The following is a 16136-nucleotide window of genomic DNA, read 5'->3' on the forward strand; positions in this document are numbered from 1 at the left end:
ATTTAATTTAAACGGATCTGCCTAGGCAAAGGCATATCCGGATTTTTAAACAGTTCCGGCTTTTGTACATAGATCTGATACAGATAATTTTTAATATCAAGTAATAATTTTTCCGGTGCCACCAGAATATTCTGCCCTTCCGGGGTCAGGTCAAGCGAAACAATGGTACTTTCCTGACGTAAAAAGGGAATGACTTTCTCTACAAAATCCTTGAGAGCAATTTCCTGAATCTCGTAATTTTCCCAATTGTCTTTAATCAACAGTCGAGCCAGACCTTTACTTTGCCAACAGGCAAATGCGCGTTGTCCGGTCGGCGTAGCACATAAGGCCCAGCCGTCTTGATAGAGTGCAAAAATGCCAACATTAGCAACAATGGCTTCAATATATTGCTTATAAAGCTGTTGAGGATCGAAAGCAGTTTTTTGGGATTTGGTCGCGGCTTTGCGCTGATAGGGATTTCTCATAATCGTGAAATCTTAATATTATTATAATAGAATCAGATTCTAAGGAATAAATAGAGTTGAAGCAAGAAGATATGGTGGGCGCTGACGGGATCGAACCGCCGACATTCTGCTTGTAAGGCAGACGCTCTACCAACTGAGCTAAGCGCCCTGAGAAAACAACAGTGTTGTTTTAAATGACGCAAGACCAACAAGGGATGTTGTCTTGGTATCTTGAAAACTTAGATCTCAGGAATCCAAGCTTTTCATCTTAGGATGGCGCAGCGGACGGGGCTCGAACCCGCGACCCCCGGCGTGACAGGCCGGTATTCTAACCAACTGAACTACCGCTGCATCGTAAGAATCTGGTGGGCGCTGACGGGATCGAACCGCCGACATTCTGCTTGTAAGGCAGACGCTCTACCAACTGAGCTAAGCGCCCTGATAAAGAGTGTCAATCTTTAGTTTATTAAATTCAGGCTCAGGGACCTCAATTTAATTTCTTTTGAAATGGCGCAGCGGACGGGGCTCGAACCCGCGACCCCCGGCGTGACAGGCCGGTATTCTAACCAACTGAACTACCGCTGCATCGCAAAAGAATCTGGTGGGCGCTGACGGGATCGAACCGCCGACATTCTGCTTGTAAGGCAGACGCTCTACCAACTGAGCTAAGCGCCCTCAAAAGGTCTATCGTATAAATGGCGCAGCGGACGGGGCTCGAACCCGCGACCCTCGGCGTGACAGGCCGATATTCTAACCAACTGAACTACCGCTGCATTTACACAATGTCGCTATTGTGGCAAACGAAAATCAAGATCTTAAAGTGGCGCAGCGGACGGGGCTCGAACCCGCGACCCCCGGCGTGACAGGCCGGTATTCTAACCAACTGAACTACCGCTGCAACTATAAGGTCTCAACATGAAAGAGCTTGGTGGGCGCTGACGGGATCGAACCGCCGACATTCTGCTTGTAAGGCAGACGCTCTACCAACTGAGCTAAGCGCCCTTTCTAAACGTCTATCATCGTTTGATGGGTGCATTATAGAGAATCTGCACAGCCTGTCAAACGCTTTTCGGAATGTTTTCCACTTTTTAGGTGTGAGTGATTAAAAAATAGGTTGTTTGTTAAAAAAAACAACACTTTTTGTTTATTTTTTAAGTCTCTACCGAAATTTTTTAATTTTCAAAATGAAAATTGAAGCGAAATTTTGTGTTTTACCCTGCGAAGTTTCAGTCTAACCACACGACATATTCCAATTCTGATTAAGGATTATACAAAGCTTTAAAATACTCGACGTTGTGTTCATGTAATCTTTCAACTGTCATTTATTTTTATTCAGAAAATGCCAGTAAATCTAAACTTCAAATAATCATTTAACCCATTCCATGCGATAAAAATACCATCTGGATCAGATTAATCAATCTTTTCTGCTGTCTCCACCAAGCAGATTCAGTCCATAAAAACAAAACCATTTTCACATAATCTTAAAATCTAACTTTTATTCGCTTTTCGAAACATTCAGCCTGCCCAGATCTAATGCCTGTTCTGAAATATAGACCAGTGCATCTTCACTGATCAGGTCAAATAATTCAGCGACCTCCGGATTACGCATACGGATACAGCCGTGCGACAGCGGCTCTCCCATCTTTTCGGTTTCTGGGGTGCCATGAATATAGATATAACGCTGATAGGTATCGCAGCCCTCGCCTTGATTAAAACCCGCTTCAAGGCCACTCAGCCATAAAATGCGCGTCAGGATCCAGTCCCGCTGCGGGAATTCTGCCGCCAATTGGGGATTATAAATTTCACCCGTCGCCTGACGTGCGACAAATACACTATTTAAGGGAGCATTCTGACCAAACTTTTCAGCAATCTTGTGCCAGCCACGAGGAGTCTTGCCACTATTTTCAGTTTCACCAATGCCATTTTTGCCACTGGAAATCAGATATTGCTTGTTTAGACGGGGCAGATACAGTTTTTGTTGGGCAAGATCAATCAGGATATCGGCTTGATCCAGATGCAAGGTATTCATGACTTGTTATTCTCAGACTCTATTTTATTTGGCTTTATAGGGTTTAACTGATTATCTTCAGATGGCGCTGTTGGTAGATCTGTCTTTTCTGGGTCAACTGTATTTTGCTGAATAATGATCTGATTTGGTTCAGGGCGTCGCCATAACCAGATCGCGACGATCAGCATCGTAATATTGGTAAAGGCTTTTACGGCCAAGGGTGCAGTAGTAAACAGCATGATGATCCCGCTGATCAGCATCATGATACTGGCCAGCCATTTGGCCTTACGCGGTACAGTACCGTGGGCACGCCAATCTCTTAAGGTCGGACCATATTTGGGATGATTCAATAACCACTCATCCATTTGTGGCCAGCCTTTGGATGAGGCCCAGGCGGCCAGAATCAAAAAGACCGTTGTTGGCATACCCGGCAGGATTGCACCGATAAAGCCCAGGATCACAAACAGCACCACCAGACTTCGCCAAAACAACACTTTCATACATCAACCCTAGCCGCAGAATTCAGGTAGTATAAAGCGTTTTCCGATACTGTCCGTTGTATTTCTGCACTTTTCACAGGTTGTCCTATGCCCTTTTCCAATTTAAACCAAAATCTTGTAGAAGCATGGCAACGTTATCAACATCCTCTGGTGCGGCAGCTAGCATTTGCTGTTGGCAGTCCGAATATCCTGTCCCATGTTCCAGATGAACTTGAGCTCATACATCGTTTTGAGTTGCATGACAGCCAGACCTGGCAGCGACATCTTAACCATTATCATCCACGCTTGGAATTTCTTGATCAGCATCCAAAAGAATTAATCGAATTTGTACAGCAACTAAAAAGCACACGTTTGGGGCTGCGTTTTGAAATGCTGGTCTGGTTCTGGTTGCTCGATGATGCTTACCATCCCTATCGGCTGCTTGGCCATAGTCTGCAAAAGATTGAAGGCGCCAAAACCCTGGGGGAGCTAGATTTTCTGTTATTAAATACTGATACAGGACAGATTGAACATTGGGAAGTGGCATTGAAATATTATCTGGCCGAAGCAGATTTTAGCCTGCCGCATTGGTATGGCCTAAACCGCACCGATACTTTAATCAGAAAAATGAAATATTTCACACAAAAACAATTCCAGTTTGATGAGGCTTTGCAGCATCCCATTCAAAGACGGTTTTGCGTCCTCAAGGGACAGCTATATTTGCCTACACATCATGCCGATCAGCCAATTCCCTCATGGATCAATACCGAGCGTCGTCTGGGCGTATGGGGACAGCATATTCCTGCTGCACAGCACGGTTTCTATCGTCTGCAACGGCATGAATGGATTTATCCGCAAGCCCGGCCGAGCAGTTCAGCTGCGATCTGGTGGACAGATGGCCTCTATAAGATGGTCGATAGCAATGACTTTTATATGTATCGCAATCCGGTGCTGATCCAGCATCCATCGCATAAACCCCTATAATGCATTACATTTATTAACCGAAGCACTATGAAAACCACATATTTTTTAGCGCGTATATTTTCTACTCTAAGTCCCACATCATAATAATTTTATTATTGATTATACGGAGATGATGATGAAAAAAATTCTTGCTGCTTCATTAATGATGGCTTTTGTATTGACTGGCTGTAACACTGTAAAAGGCATGGGCAAAGATGTGTCTAAGGCTGGCGATGCGGTAACCAATACTGCTGAAAAAACTTCTGACGAAATCCGTCAAAACTAGTTTTTTCCTAAACGCTCACAGAACCCTATCCCAGATAGGGTTTTTTTATATCAGTCGTTCACATTCAAGCCTATATTCGCCTATTATAGAACCGAAAAAATTATCGACTGTTGAATACCGTATGAGCTCTTCCGCTACCCTCGATTTAAGCCTGCAACTATTACGTCAGCCTTCTGTCACACCGATTGATCATGACTGCCAGAACATCATGGCTGAACGTTTAAAGAAGATTGGTTTCAATATTGAATCCATGCGCTTTGAAGATGTAGATAATATCTGGGCACGCAAAGGCACAGAAGGTCCGGTCTTCTGTTTCGCTGGCCATACCGATGTCGTGCCAACAGGGAATCTGGATGCCTGGAACTCAGATCCTTTTTTACCAGAAATCCGTGAAGGCAAACTTTATGGTCGTGGCAGTGCCGACATGAAGACGGCTTTGGCAGCCATGGTAGTTGCAACAGAACGTTTTGTTGAAAAATATCCGAATCACAAAGGTTCGATTGCCTACCTGATTACTTCAGATGAAGAAGGTCCATCGATTAACGGCACGGTGAAAGTGATTGAAACACTGGAAGCGCGTAATGAGAAAATTACCTGGTGTCTGGTCGGTGAACCGTCAAGTACTAATAAACTGGGCGATATTGTCAAAAATGGCCGTCGTGGTTCATTAAATGCAAACCTTACAGTCAAAGGCAAACAGGGTCATGTGGCTTATCCGCATCTGGCCGTGAATCCGATTCATACCGCTTCTAAAGCCATTGCTGAACTGTGCGACACAGTCTGGGATCATGGCAACGAATATTTCCCGGCGACGACCTTCCAGATTTCCAATATCAATTCGGGTACAGGCGCAACCAATGTTGTTCCCGGCACCATGAACCTATTGTGCAACTGGCGTTATTCAACTGAAGTGACCGCCGAAGAACTCAAAGCACGTACACTGGAAATTCTGGATCGTCATGGTGTGGACTATGATGTTTCCTGGACTTTATCGGGCTTGCCTTTCCTGACGCCAGTTGGTGAACTGGTAAATGCAGCCAAAGATGCCATTCTGAATGTGACAGGGACTGAAACTGAACTCTCGACTTCGGGTGGCACCTCAGATGGTCGCTTCATTGCGCCTACCGGTGCACAGGTACTGGAACTTGGTGTATTAAATGCCACGATTCATCAGATTAATGAACATGTCGATATTGCCGACCTAGAGCCACTGGCTGAAATTTATGAACAGATTCTAGTGAATTTACTCGCCAATTAAGTAAATTCATAACGCAATAAAAAAGGAACTCCATGGAGTTCCTTTTTTATATTTTATAGTTTGGATTACAGTCCGATTGAAGCCTGAATATTCGTCATATTCGGAATATGGAAAAGCTGTTCGTTCATACGCACATATTGAAAGATGGCAGGATCATTCACGGGCTGATCGACATCGACCACTTCGGAAATACGAATCCGGATGGTTTTCGGCATTTCATTGCACATCAAGGCAAAGCGCTGAGTGATTTCATCACCCTCAATCACCAGTGCCACTCCATTTTGACGTAAAGGATCATTCACTGCATAAACTGGCAATTGTGCTTCATGCCACTCCACTGTCTTAACCTGCGTATTGCTATCCAGTGCTGAAAGGACAATATTTTGTGGCAATAGCATCGGATCTTTGCCATGACAGTCAATAATATAGGCATCAATAAATCCGGTCGATACCGTAATCAGATGCTGAAGTTCCTGCTGGCTAATCTGATCAGCCATTTTGCTGTTCGAATTGGTCTGACTCATATATTACCCCTGTTTTTCAGCAATCAGTTGCTGGATATTGGCCAGCAGCTCCGCTTCCTGGAACGGTTTACCCATATAGTGCGTTACGCCCAAGCTGAATGCACGTTCACGATGCTTCTCACCGGTACGTGAGGTAATCATGATAATCGGCAAGTCACGGTGAATATCATGGTGACGAACCAGATTGGTCACTTCGAAACCGTCCATACGTGGCATTTCGATATCCAGCAACATCAGATCCGGTCTGACGTTTTCAAGCTGCTCGATCGCATCCACACCATCTTTGGCAGTGACAATATCATAGCCTTGACGTTCCAGCAGACGCGACGTCACTTTACGTACAGTCACCGAGTCATCGACAATCATCACCAGACGACGTGCATTGGAATTACGCGAACCATCACGCTGATCATTCAGTTGTTTGATACGCTGTGTCGCCTGAATCTGGCGGGCAACATTCTGTCCATCGAGAATCAGACAGACCTGACCATCACCTAGAATCGTAGCACCGGCCACCACTCCGACATTGGCAAACTGCTGTCCAATCGGTTTCACCACAATTTGCGCTCGTGAACCGACCAGCTGATCGACCAGCAAGGCAATGGTTTGACCACTATTGCCTTTGATCAACAGCACCGGTAATGAATGCCCAACATTATTCAGACGTGGAATCGGCTGGTTGCCAACAAACTCAGACAGATAGCGCAATTTATAATTTTCGCCATCGATCTTGAAATAGTCATCTTTACTGTTGAAATAGCTTTCCAATGTGGTCGGCGCAATACGCACGATCCGGTCAATCTGTGCCAGTGAAATCGCATATTGCTGATCGCCCACTTTCACCATCAAGGCATCGCTGACCGCTACTGTAGTCGGTACGCGAATCGTAAAGATGGTTCCCGTGCCCAGTTCCGAGCTCACTGACACATGACCGCCCAGTGATTTGATTTCACTTTGCACCACGTCCAGACCGACACCACGACCAGAAATCTGGGTCACTGCTTTCGCGGTACTGAAACCAGGATGGAAGATAAATTGCAGGATTTCTTCCTGATCGATGGCTTGATCCGCCTTGATCAGATCCAGACTCAGCGCTTTTTCGCGAATCTTCTCCGCATTGATCCCCTTACCATCATCACTAAAGGACACGATCACATCGGTTCCCTGGCGGCTGATGTTCAAGACAATCGAACCCACTTCCGGCTTGTTCAGTGCGATACGATCTGCAGTATCTTCCAGACCATGGTCAATCGCGTTACGCAGCATATGCTCAAATGGAGTGACCAGACGCTCGAGAATGTTACGATCCAGTTCACCTTCGGTATTCTGTACGATCAGTTCTGCTGGACGGTTCAAGGTGGTCGAGGTTTGACGCACGATACGCTGTAAACGCGGCAACATCCGGTCAAATGGAACCAGACGGGTACGCATCAGGCTTTCCTGAATTTCCGCCTGAATACGGGATTGTTGCAATAACAGTCCTTCGGTTTCGCGAATCTTGTCGGCCAGCGTACTCTTGAAGTCGACTAAATCCGAGGCCGATTCTGCCAGTGATTTGGACAGCTGGTTTAGAGAGGAATATTGGTCCATTTCCAGCGGGTCAAAGTCAGCATAGCGCGAGTTCTCTGAACCATGTTTGGCAATAATCTGTGATTCCAGCTCGCCTTCCATTCGACGTAACTGATCGGCAAGACGCTTGATCGCCAGTTCCATCTCGTTCAAGGTATTGCCCAGCTGGCCCAAGTCCATCTCGATACGCGAACGGTTAATCGAGTTCTCACCGGACAGGTCAATCATCTTCTCGACCAGATCAGCAGAGATACGGATCATCTCGTTATTGCTATCGCTGCTACCACTATTCGCCCATTCACCCATCATCTGTGGCGGTTCAGTACCATCACCTTCAACAAAGCCGAAGTCGGTGCTGACTACCAGATTATCTGTTTTCGCCAGACGCTCAGGCAATTGCGCAGTAACGTCCACATAAGCAATCTTTTTCAGACTGCTGTGCAGCTGCTCAAAACCGTTATAGTCACGCTGGAAAATCGCCTGTCTTAACCAGACCAGCGTTTTCTGCAATAAGCCATCATAGGCATTCGAGTTAAATTGATAGACCGCAAACTGTTCGAAAGTTGTTTCCAGCTCATAGGCGATACTGGCCACTTCTTCAACATCAATCATACGTGCACCACCCTTGATACTGTGGGCAGCACGCTGTAATTGCAGCAATAAACTACGGTCACTACGCTGATCAAACCATTGATTGAGGAGCTTCTCGGCATTCGCCAGAATCTCTTCGGATTCTTCAAGGAAAGATTCTTCAACAATCGATTTCAGTTCGTCTTCTTCAGAGCGTTCTACTGGTGTGTCTTCAGTGGCCTCAGGAGATTCCAAGATTTCCAGTAATTCTTCAGCTTCAGCCAGATCAGTTGCAGGCTGTTCAGTCGTTGCTGACTCTTCAAGTTGCGGTTCAGGAATTGATGTCGCTTCGACCTCTGTAACTTTAACTCCAGTGTTCGCGCTCTCCACAGCAGCAACAGCTTGTCCAGAAACCAATGCCTGAATATTTTGCAGAATCGCAATCGCTTCTGGTGCAGGATAATCAATACCGTCTTCCCGAATAGATTGAATACGATCGGAAATGTTGTCCTGAACCAGACGAATAATCTGGATTAAAGCAGGTGTCACGGCAATTTGCTGACGGATCACCCGCTCATAAATACTTTCCAGTTCATGCGCAATCAAACCGATATGCGATGCTGCGATCATGTTTGCACCACCTTTTAAGGTATGCAAATGACGCATCAGATTATTCAGCGAGGTTGTATCGTCCTGTTTTTTGCTCCAGGTATTTAGATCTTCATCAATGCCTGCCAGCAATTCATCCGCTTCTTCCAGGAAGATACTTAGTAATTCTTCATCAAAATCACGGTTGGTTTCAGCACTTTGCTGCTGCTGACGATCCGCAGCGATGCGTTGGCTCAAGCCAGCAAAATCGACACTGCCAGTCGCGACAGTTTCAGCCACCTGTGTGGCCTCTGAGCTTAGCTCAACATTCTGATTGGTATTATCTTCAGCAAATATTTCCAGATCCTGCTGCACAAATGCAGACAGTTCACTGAGTATTTTTTGAATTTCATCATTCAGAATGACGCGCTGTCCTGCGGCCAAGGTATCAAATAAATGAATAAATTCCTGATGCGCCTGTGCGAACAGTTCATAAGCATAATCGCTGTTTAGCAGCACTGGCTTTTCAAGCAGCGCATCATAAGCCGATTTCAGATCGGCAGTGAATTCATGAATTCCCTGCGCTGCCCGGCTTTCTGTATGTGCCAGCAATTCCGCAGCCTGCTGGCTGAGTGCCTGAATATATTCCGGATAATCGACTTGGGCGCGTTTATCAAATTCAAACTCGGCATCCAATAACAGATCAATATCCAGCTCAACCAGTTTGGACACCAAGCCTTGCGTCTGAATACTATTGGTTTCAGTAACTGCAAAGCCATAATCATTCCAGACACGCTCAAAGGTGGCATATACCGCATCCAGTTTTGCAGTGTTGCCCTGACGTAGCAAATGCAGATAGTCACTGACAAACTCGGCATACTGAATCAGTAAAGCAGTTTCTTTTGAGGTTGAGACAATTTCATCTTGCAGCAGGGTTTTGAACAGATGCTCTACTTTAGAGCTGGCCTCAAAAATCTGGTCAATCTGCGCCATGGATGAACTGCCGCGCAAGGTATGAATCGCACGAATTAGCGCATTATAATCTTGTGATTTTTCATCTTCAGTGCGAAGGAAGGTGGCAATCGTTTCCAGATGCTCTTCTGCTTCTTCAATAAAGATCGCCACAGTTTCTTCGATATCACTGCGAACCGGTACTTCTACTGGCGCTACTGTTAGCTCAGCTTCACTTGGCTCATTGTCTGCAAGCTCAAGTCCTGTCATCTGACCTTCAGCAGTCAAATGAACTGCCAATGCCAGTAATTCTTCCAATGCAGGCTCAGGCGAAATTTGTTGTTGTAATTGTTGTCCCAACAGCACCATTGGACGCAGGTCGAGATCCAATTGCTGTACATGTTTGAATTTTGGATATAAAGCATATTGATAGACATTCAGTACCGCTTGGGCAAATTTTTGCACCGTCGGTGTTAGCTGAATCGAACCGGACAAAACCCGGTTTAAGGTATCTTCAACCGCCCAGGCCATTTCCCCTGCCGATTTTGCCCCGACCATGCGGCCTGAACCTTTCAGGGTGTGAAAATGGCGGCGAATGGTCTTCAGATTTTCTTGATGATCTGGATTAGTCAACCATTCTGGAAATAAAGCATTTAACTCAACGAAGATCTCTTCGATTTCCTCAACAAAAATTTCAAGAATTTCTGCATCTTGGTCAAGATAACTATCTTCAGGAAGCGTTGTCGTTTCAACTAAATTTTTTAATATTTCTTTCATAGCTCATGCTTCTTACGTTATGCCGCCAAGAAGGGCGCTCAAACTTAATTGTGACCGTCACGCGATACCTAACGTATGAAGTTAAGTACATCTTGTCGAGGCTTTATCTGTATTTTCTGAATGTGTCTCAACCGCGGTCAAGACACATTTCCCCATCATGTCTGACTTTATTCTGGTAGTTTAAAGTCAGATACAGATTCACGTAATGCATCGGCCATGTTTGCCAGTTCAGATACTGAACGTGCTGTATCGAAGGTTGCACTGGTGGTTTGTGAGGTAATTTCCTGTACGACATTCATCGTGGTCGCAATATGACCTGCAGATGCTGACTGCAGTTTCGCAGCATCAGAAATGTTCGCAATCAGTTTCGCAAGGTTGTTCGATACTGTTTGAATCTCATCTAGTGCTACACCGGCATCTTTAGACAAGTTCGCACCACGTACAACTTCCGATGTAGTTTGTTCCATCGAAATAACGGCTTCGTTGGTATCCGTTTGAATGGTTTTTACCAGGCCTTCAATCTGCTTAGTTGCAGAAGCTGAACGTTCCGCAAGACGCTGTACTTCATCGGCTACGACCGCGAAACCACGACCTGCTTCACCGGCCATCGACGCCTGAATCGCTGCGTTTAATGCCAGAATGTTCGTCTGGTCGGCAATATCGTTAATCAAGGCTACGATGTTACCAATTTCCTGAGAAGATTCACCCAAACGTTTAATACGTTTTGAAGTTTCCTGAATCTGTTCACGAATCGTGTCCATACCCTCAATTGAGCGATGTACAACATCTGCACCGTTTGCAGCAATTTGTACTGAACGCTCTGCTACCACTGCTGATTCATCGGCGTTGGCAGATACCTGGTCAATCGACAATGCCATTTCGTTAATCGCTGCAGAAGCACCGGCAATTTCTTGTGCCTGATGTTCAGATGCTTCAGCTAACTGGTTGGTAATGCTTTGTGTAGTTGCAGTATATTGCGCAACTTCTTGAGAAGTTTCAGTAATACGCGATACCAGATCACGTAACTGGTCGATCGCAAAGTTAATCGAGTCGGCAATCGCACCGGTAAAGTCTTCAGATACGGTTGCATATGAACGCAAGTCACCATCTGCAAGATCGGCGATCTCATCCAGTAAACGTAAAATCGCATTCTGGTTACGGTCATATTCTTCTTGTAAACGGCCTACACGCTGTTTATCCGACAAGCCACGCAGAGAAAGTAACTTGAATACACACAACAAGAAACCGACTAATAATGCGATCAACAGAACTGCCGGAACAACCGTTTTAAGACCAGAGTTACCCGATAATTTATTCAGGTTGTCTAAAAGCACATCAGATTGAGAAAAAATAGATGCAGCGGCCTGACGAACTTTTACGATCTGTGTAGAGTTTTTCAGAATAATCGCTGATGCAGATTCCAGTACGTCATCATATTCAGCCTTGATGCCTTCCAGAGATTCACGCAGGGTTGGATCAGCAATACGCTGTACACCCAGTTCAGCAGAACCATTTAACTGTGCATTCAGATAAGAACCAAAAGTTTCGGTATCGGCACTGAAGTCATCCGCAGATTCACGTGAACCATCATTACCTGTCAGTACCAAACTGATTGAACGTAAGATACGTTCTGCAATGAATACCTGGTTTTTGGCAATAACCACCTGGTTCGATGGCATATCTTGACGTGCCATCTGGTCGACCATCAAGTTATATTCCGCCTGAATCCCCGGAATCGCTTCACCAATCGCGATGTTGGTGTCGTATAACTGGTTAATAATCTTTTGTTGCGAGGTAATCAGATCAATACTGCTGGATACTTCTGTCCACTGTTTATCAACAGCTTGCAAAGCATCATTGTTAGAGTGAATACTTTTAACTGTCTCAAGGTTTTCAGCAAAAGCTTTTTGCGAATCAGTCAGGTTCTTCATGGCCTCAGGCGTACCCGAAGCTGTCGCTTCAGTCGCTTGGCGCGAAATCGTTTGCGAGAGGAGACGCAAATCACCCAGACTTTGAGTGAGTTCATTGGTACGTGGAACACTATAAAAAAGATACAATAAAGTGATCAGTGCGGCTAAAAGACAGCCTGCTGCTCCATAAATCAGCGGTTTTGATTTCTCACTATCACCGAAGACACGTGATAACTGATCTACTTGCGTTTGAATCTTAGCTAAAAAAGCATTACCGCCTTTGCGGCCAGTGCTCTCACCTGTATTTTTCTTTTTAAGTTTAAAGCCCATGCAGCCTCTCCCCGGTTGACGCCTTGCTTAGTTTCGAGCGCGACATTTAATTTATAAATTTTATAGATGCGTTCATAAATTTTGGATTTTGCAACAGACGACTGAATAAAAACACATGCCACTGCTGGTTGTGCTGATGGAAAAACCCCTGACAATATTCTTGTAAGTTTTTATCCAATTCAGATTTCTTCGAAAAGAAACTTTTCTTATTGAAATGTTGTATACCCAAAACTTGATCTACGACCAAACCCACATACTGGTCATTATGGTTGATGCATAATACTTTTTGAGTCGGTGAAAATTGACTGCTTTGCCCTGATAAGTACTGCGTCAGATCAGAAACCGATAACAGTCTTCCCCGGATATTCGCCAGACCCAACACCCATGCTTGCGTCTTGGGTACCGGCGTATATTCTGGGGGATAAATCACTTCTGATACCTCCCCCAGCGGGGCAACAAAATATTGCCCCATCATCTCAAAAGCAATGCCCGACCATCGGTTAACTTCATTGCCATTGGAAACGTAGTTTTTATTCCCCCGTTTCGCAATGCGAAGCAATTCGATAAATCCATTTGCTGCCATAGAGCTTATCCTGCATTGAGGTGCTGCTTAATTACATCTATTAATTGTTTTTCATCGACTGGTTTTGTTAGATAATCCGCTGCGCCTTGACGCTTGCCCCATACACGGTCAGTGGCCTGATCCTTGGTACTGACAATCACGATTGGAATATGTTTGGTCGTTGCACCACGTGCAATCTGACGGGTTGCCTGAAAACCATTCACACCCGGCATAACCACATCCATCAGAACTAGGTCCGGCAATTCTGCCTGTGCCATGGTGACGCCATCTGCGCCATTGGCTGCTTCAATCACCTCAAAGCCATGTTTAGAAAGAATCTCTCTAAAGCGAAAAGTTTCTGTCGGTGAGTCATCCACAATTAGGATACGTGCCATGCCAATTCCCCAAAAAAATCAAATATTAAGCACTAATATGGTTACGGATTGCATTGAGCAATTCATCTTTACTAAAAGGTTTGGTCAGGTATTCATCTGAACCCACGACACGACCTTTGGCCTGATCAAATAAGCCATCTTTACTTGATAGCATAATCACAGGAATATTCTGGTAATTCTGAGAGTTTTTGATTAAGGCGCAGGTTTGGTAACCATCTAGGCGCGGCATCATAATATCTACAAAAACGATATCTGGATTTGCTTCGGCAATTTTTGACAAAGCCTCAAAACCGTCTACTGCAGTAATGACCTCATAACCTTCGCGTTGAAGAAGAGTTTCCGCAGTACGACGAATGGTCTTTGAGTCATCAATAACCATAATTTTTAGATTTTGGAATTTATCGTCCATTTGTTTAACCCTTCCCATTTTAGAAACTATATGCCATAAGGCTCATAGGATTATTTTATTACGATCGATAAACATTTTTAACATAAAGTCACTTGTATTATCAATGAACATTTTCTACACAAGTAGACAAAATCATTTATTTTTAATAACAGCTTCACATTTTCTTATCGTTATTGGTTTTTTTTTGACTAACGGTAGTTTTTTATTGATAAATTTAAGTCTAATATAACAAGATTATTACTTTAAAATAAGTAATTTAGTCAACTTTAAATTCGGGGAGCCAATGATGAGGCAGTTTTTAAGAAAACTTGCTGTCATTGATAAAAATAAAATGACTGGTCAATTCATTGTTGTTGTGCTGCTACTGTTACAGGTGAGCTTAACGTGCGCGAGTAGCAACCAACTCCCGCAAAAAGCCACCTGGTATCGTTATTATGACAGCAAGGGTGTGGCCAATATCAGTACTAACGTCACACCAAATCATATCCGTTATGGTTATGAAGCACTTGACCAGAATATGCAGGTCATTAAACGTGCGCGTCCTTATAATGCCGAAGCGGATATCAGACAGGCGCCACAGCGTGCTCAACAGGCTAAGCGGATTGCCGAAGATCATAAACTCAAGCGTGCTTATAGCAATAGCCAGACCGCTTTACAGAAAAAAAACGATAGCCTGGTCCAGTTAAAAAAACAGATTGATTTTCAGCAAGAACAAATGAAGCAACTGCAAAAAGATCGGGTCATGTTCGTACGTCAGGAACGTGAATATTTACGTAAAGGTAAAACCACACCGGCACATCTAAAAACCATGCTAGACAACAACCAGAAAAATCTCGTTTCCCAAAAAGAAAATATTCAGTCTTTACAAAGTCGCTATCGAAATCTGGAAGCAGAATACGACAAAATTATCGCCCGTTTAAAAGCACTTGAATAAATACAAATAGCTGGTTGTGGTTTTGATCCATAGCCAGCTAAAAGGACTCATATGCAAACTGCACCGCATTCTCATGATTTAAATATGCCTTCCCCGCGCTCTATCCTGATCATGAGTGCACTTTGCTTAAATATGTTTTTAGTGGCTTGTGATAAAAATGAACCCGTACAGCAAGCCGAAACAGCCAAATCCATTGAAGTCATTCCTCAAGATCTAGTTGCAGTTCAATCTGGCAATTCAGTTCAAAAAACTGCATTCACTGGCACTATTCGTGCAGTCAATCAAAGCAGCATACAAGCACAGGTCTCTGCTACTGCTACCAGCGTAAACGCGCAGGTAGGTCAAACGGTTTCTAAAGGACAGGTGCTGGTACGCCTGAATAATCAGGACAATGCAGCTCGTCTGGCACAGGCGCGTGCGAATCTGGCCTCAACTCAAGCGCAAGCCAATCAGGCGCACAACATGATGCAGCGTAAAAAGCGTCTGCTCGATCAGGGGTTTATTTCAAAAGTAGAATATGAACAAAGTCAGGTCGATTATCAGGCCCAGCTTGAAAATGTCCGCGCCCAGCAAGCCAATGTCGATATTGCCCAGAAAGCCGATCGTGATGGCACCATGACCAGTCCGATCAGTGGCGTGATTACGCAACGTCAGGTTGAACCGGGTCAAACCGTTGCCATTGGCCAAACCCTGTTTGAAATTGTCGATCCGAAACGGCTGGAAATTCAAGCACGCGTACCTAGTGATCTGCAATCAGGTTTAAGACTGGGCAGTCAGGTCGAATACAACATTCAAGGTAATCCAAATCGGCTCACTGCCGTAATTAGCCGGATTTCCCCCATTGCAGATCAGGCCAGTCGCCAGATCGAATTCTTTGCCACGCCGAATGAAACCATTCCTTCGCTAAGTATCGGCTCCTTCGTTGAAGGCAACATTCTGAGTTCACAACAGATTTCTGGCCAGCTGATTCCATTAGATACTATTCAAGACATTCAGAATAAACCTTATGTCTGGATAATACGCCAGAATAAAATTATCAAAGTCAATGTTCAGGTACTAGAACAGCGTTATAGCGACAACATTGCAGTGGTTCAAGGACTGGAGAGCAGCGATCAGGTCAGCCGGGTTAAGTTTAGCGAAGCCGATCTGCAAAAAACTGTCACCCTTCGCGCCAACTAAA

At 44.6% G+C, this 16136-nt stretch carries 13 protein-coding genes, 8 tRNA genes and 1 pseudogene; 5 read left to right on the top strand and 17 right to left on the bottom strand.

What is annotated here, in order from left to right; genetic code table 11:
• Positions 1-2 precede the first annotated feature (2 nt).
• From AC1IR0_RS03860 to AC1IR0_RS03910, 11 genes and pseudogenes are all read right to left on the bottom strand, one after another.
• Positions 3-464: a DUF2750 domain-containing protein gene (locus tag AC1IR0_RS03860; protein WP_409666526.1), complete on the bottom strand. Its 462-nt coding sequence runs from the start codon at positions 462-464 to the stop codon at positions 3-5.
• Between the two features lie 72 nt (positions 465-536).
• Positions 537-612: transfer RNA gene (locus AC1IR0_RS03865), tRNA-Val, on the bottom strand.
• Positions 613-717: 105 nt separating this feature from the next.
• Positions 718-794: transfer RNA gene (locus AC1IR0_RS03870), tRNA-Asp, on the bottom strand.
• Between the two features lie 12 nt (positions 795-806).
• Positions 807-882: transfer RNA gene (locus AC1IR0_RS03875), tRNA-Val, on the bottom strand.
• A 69-nt stretch (positions 883-951) separates the two neighbouring features.
• Positions 952-1028: transfer RNA gene (locus tag AC1IR0_RS03880), tRNA-Asp, on the bottom strand.
• 14 nt (positions 1029-1042) lie between these two features.
• Positions 1043-1118, bottom strand: a tRNA-Val gene (locus AC1IR0_RS03885).
• A 21-nt stretch (positions 1119-1139) separates the two neighbouring features.
• Positions 1140-1216 (bottom strand) — tRNA-Asp (locus tag AC1IR0_RS03890).
• 48 nt (positions 1217-1264) lie between these two features.
• Positions 1265-1341 (bottom strand) — tRNA-Asp (locus tag AC1IR0_RS03895).
• Positions 1342-1369: 28 nt separating this feature from the next.
• A tRNA-Val gene (locus AC1IR0_RS03900) sits at positions 1370-1445 on the bottom strand.
• A 493-nt stretch (positions 1446-1938) separates the two neighbouring features.
• Positions 1939-2472: a cell wall-recycling L,D-carboxypeptidase ElsL gene (elsL, locus tag AC1IR0_RS03905; protein ID WP_004731981.1), complete on the bottom strand. Its 534-nt coding sequence runs from the start codon at positions 2470-2472 to the stop codon at positions 1939-1941.
• 125 nt (positions 2473-2597) lie between these two features.
• Positions 2598-2951: pseudogene (locus tag AC1IR0_RS03910) on the bottom strand (YbaN family protein); the annotation flags it as partial.
• 87 nt (positions 2952-3038) lie between these two features.
• On the opposite strand from AC1IR0_RS03910, the gene AC1IR0_RS03915 reads away from it, so the two are divergent.
• The 3 genes from AC1IR0_RS03915 to dapE all read left to right on the top strand — a co-directional run bounded on the left by AC1IR0_RS03915 (position 3039) and on the right by dapE (position 5437).
• Positions 3039-3914 (top strand): DUF1853 family protein, encoded by an 876-nt coding sequence (locus AC1IR0_RS03915; RefSeq protein ID WP_409666200.1) that lies wholly within the window; start codon positions 3039-3041, stop codon positions 3912-3914.
• 112 nt (positions 3915-4026) lie between these two features.
• Positions 4027-4179 (top strand): entericidin A/B family lipoprotein, encoded by a 153-nt coding sequence (locus tag AC1IR0_RS03920; RefSeq protein WP_004280704.1) that lies wholly within the window; start codon positions 4027-4029, stop codon positions 4177-4179.
• Between the two features lie 121 nt (positions 4180-4300).
• Entirely contained in the window at positions 4301-5437 is a 1137-nt protein-coding gene (gene dapE / locus AC1IR0_RS03925; RefSeq protein WP_409666198.1) for a succinyl-diaminopimelate desuccinylase, read from the top strand.
• Positions 5438-5502: 65 nt separating this feature from the next.
• Here dapE and AC1IR0_RS03930 read toward each other — a convergent pair whose 3' ends face one another.
• The 6 genes from AC1IR0_RS03930 to pilG all read right to left on the bottom strand — a co-directional run bounded on the left by AC1IR0_RS03930 (position 5503) and on the right by pilG (position 14022).
• Positions 5503-5961: a hypothetical protein gene (locus tag AC1IR0_RS03930; RefSeq protein ID WP_004645839.1), complete on the bottom strand. Its 459-nt coding sequence runs from the start codon at positions 5959-5961 to the stop codon at positions 5503-5505.
• 3 nt (positions 5962-5964) lie between these two features.
• Positions 5965-10416, bottom strand: coding sequence for a hybrid sensor histidine kinase/response regulator (locus AC1IR0_RS03935; RefSeq protein WP_409666196.1), 4452 nt, complete (start codon positions 10414-10416; stop codon positions 5965-5967).
• A 167-nt stretch (positions 10417-10583) separates the two neighbouring features.
• Positions 10584-12656, bottom strand: coding sequence for a methyl-accepting chemotaxis protein (locus AC1IR0_RS03940; protein ID WP_005106253.1), 2073 nt, complete (start codon positions 12654-12656; stop codon positions 10584-10586).
• 46 nt (positions 12657-12702) lie between these two features.
• The gene (locus AC1IR0_RS03945) at positions 12703-13239 is read right to left on the bottom strand and encodes a chemotaxis protein CheW (RefSeq protein WP_409666194.1); all 537 of its coding nucleotides are present in this window, start codon (positions 13237-13239) and stop codon (positions 12703-12705) included.
• 5 nt (positions 13240-13244) lie between these two features.
• Complete coding sequence (locus tag AC1IR0_RS03950; RefSeq protein ID WP_004280710.1) at positions 13245-13613, bottom strand: response regulator; 369 nt, start codon at positions 13611-13613, stop codon at positions 13245-13247.
• A 25-nt stretch (positions 13614-13638) separates the two neighbouring features.
• Entirely contained in the window at positions 13639-14022 is a 384-nt protein-coding gene (gene pilG / locus AC1IR0_RS03955) for a twitching motility response regulator PilG (RefSeq protein ID WP_004280711.1), read from the bottom strand.
• A 286-nt stretch (positions 14023-14308) separates the two neighbouring features.
• On the opposite strand from pilG, the gene AC1IR0_RS03960 reads away from it, so the two are divergent.
• Both AC1IR0_RS03960 and AC1IR0_RS03965 read left to right on the top strand, forming a co-directional pair.
• Positions 14309-14956 carry a hypothetical protein gene (locus tag AC1IR0_RS03960; RefSeq protein WP_409666202.1) on the top strand — a complete coding sequence of 216 codons (648 nt, stop codon included), beginning with the start codon at positions 14309-14311 and terminating at the stop codon, positions 14954-14956.
• A 51-nt stretch (positions 14957-15007) separates the two neighbouring features.
• Positions 15008-16135, top strand: coding sequence for an efflux RND transporter periplasmic adaptor subunit (locus AC1IR0_RS03965; protein WP_409666191.1), 1128 nt, complete (start codon positions 15008-15010; stop codon positions 16133-16135).
• Position 16136: the final 1 nt, after the last annotated feature.

This window comes from Acinetobacter sp. 129952 (assembly GCF_056642055.1).

Bases quoted from the DNA above. Each gene is read 5' to 3' on its own strand.
- AC1IR0_RS03860 (WP_409666526.1), bottom strand. From the start codon at position 464: ATGAGAAATCCCTATCAGCGCAAAGCCGCGACCAAATCCCAAAAAACT.
- elsL (WP_004731981.1), bottom strand. From the start codon at position 2,472: ATGAATACCTTGCATCTGGATCAAGCCGATATCCTGATTGATCTTGCC.
- AC1IR0_RS03915 (WP_409666200.1), top strand. From the start codon at position 3,039: ATGCCCTTTTCCAATTTAAACCAAAATCTTGTAGAAGCATGGCAACGT.
- AC1IR0_RS03920 (WP_004280704.1), top strand. From the start codon at position 4,027: ATGATGAAAAAAATTCTTGCTGCTTCATTAATGATGGCTTTTGTATTG.
- dapE (WP_409666198.1), top strand. From the start codon at position 4,301: ATGAGCTCTTCCGCTACCCTCGATTTAAGCCTGCAACTATTACGTCAG.
- AC1IR0_RS03930 (WP_004645839.1), bottom strand. From the start codon at position 5,961: ATGAGTCAGACCAATTCGAACAGCAAAATGGCTGATCAGATTAGCCAG.
- AC1IR0_RS03935 (WP_409666196.1), bottom strand. From the start codon at position 10,416: ATGAAAGAAATATTAAAAAATTTAGTTGAAACGACAACGCTTCCTGAA.
- AC1IR0_RS03940 (WP_005106253.1), bottom strand. From the start codon at position 12,656: ATGGGCTTTAAACTTAAAAAGAAAAATACAGGTGAGAGCACTGGCCGC.
- AC1IR0_RS03945 (WP_409666194.1), bottom strand. From the start codon at position 13,239: ATGGCAGCAAATGGATTTATCGAATTGCTTCGCATTGCGAAACGGGGG.
- AC1IR0_RS03950 (WP_004280710.1), bottom strand. From the start codon at position 13,613: ATGGCACGTATCCTAATTGTGGATGACTCACCGACAGAAACTTTTCGC.
- pilG (WP_004280711.1), bottom strand. From the start codon at position 14,022: ATGGACGATAAATTCCAAAATCTAAAAATTATGGTTATTGATGACTCA.
- AC1IR0_RS03960 (WP_409666202.1), top strand. From the start codon at position 14,309: ATGAGGCAGTTTTTAAGAAAACTTGCTGTCATTGATAAAAATAAAATG.
- AC1IR0_RS03965 (WP_409666191.1), top strand. From the start codon at position 15,008: ATGCAAACTGCACCGCATTCTCATGATTTAAATATGCCTTCCCCGCGC.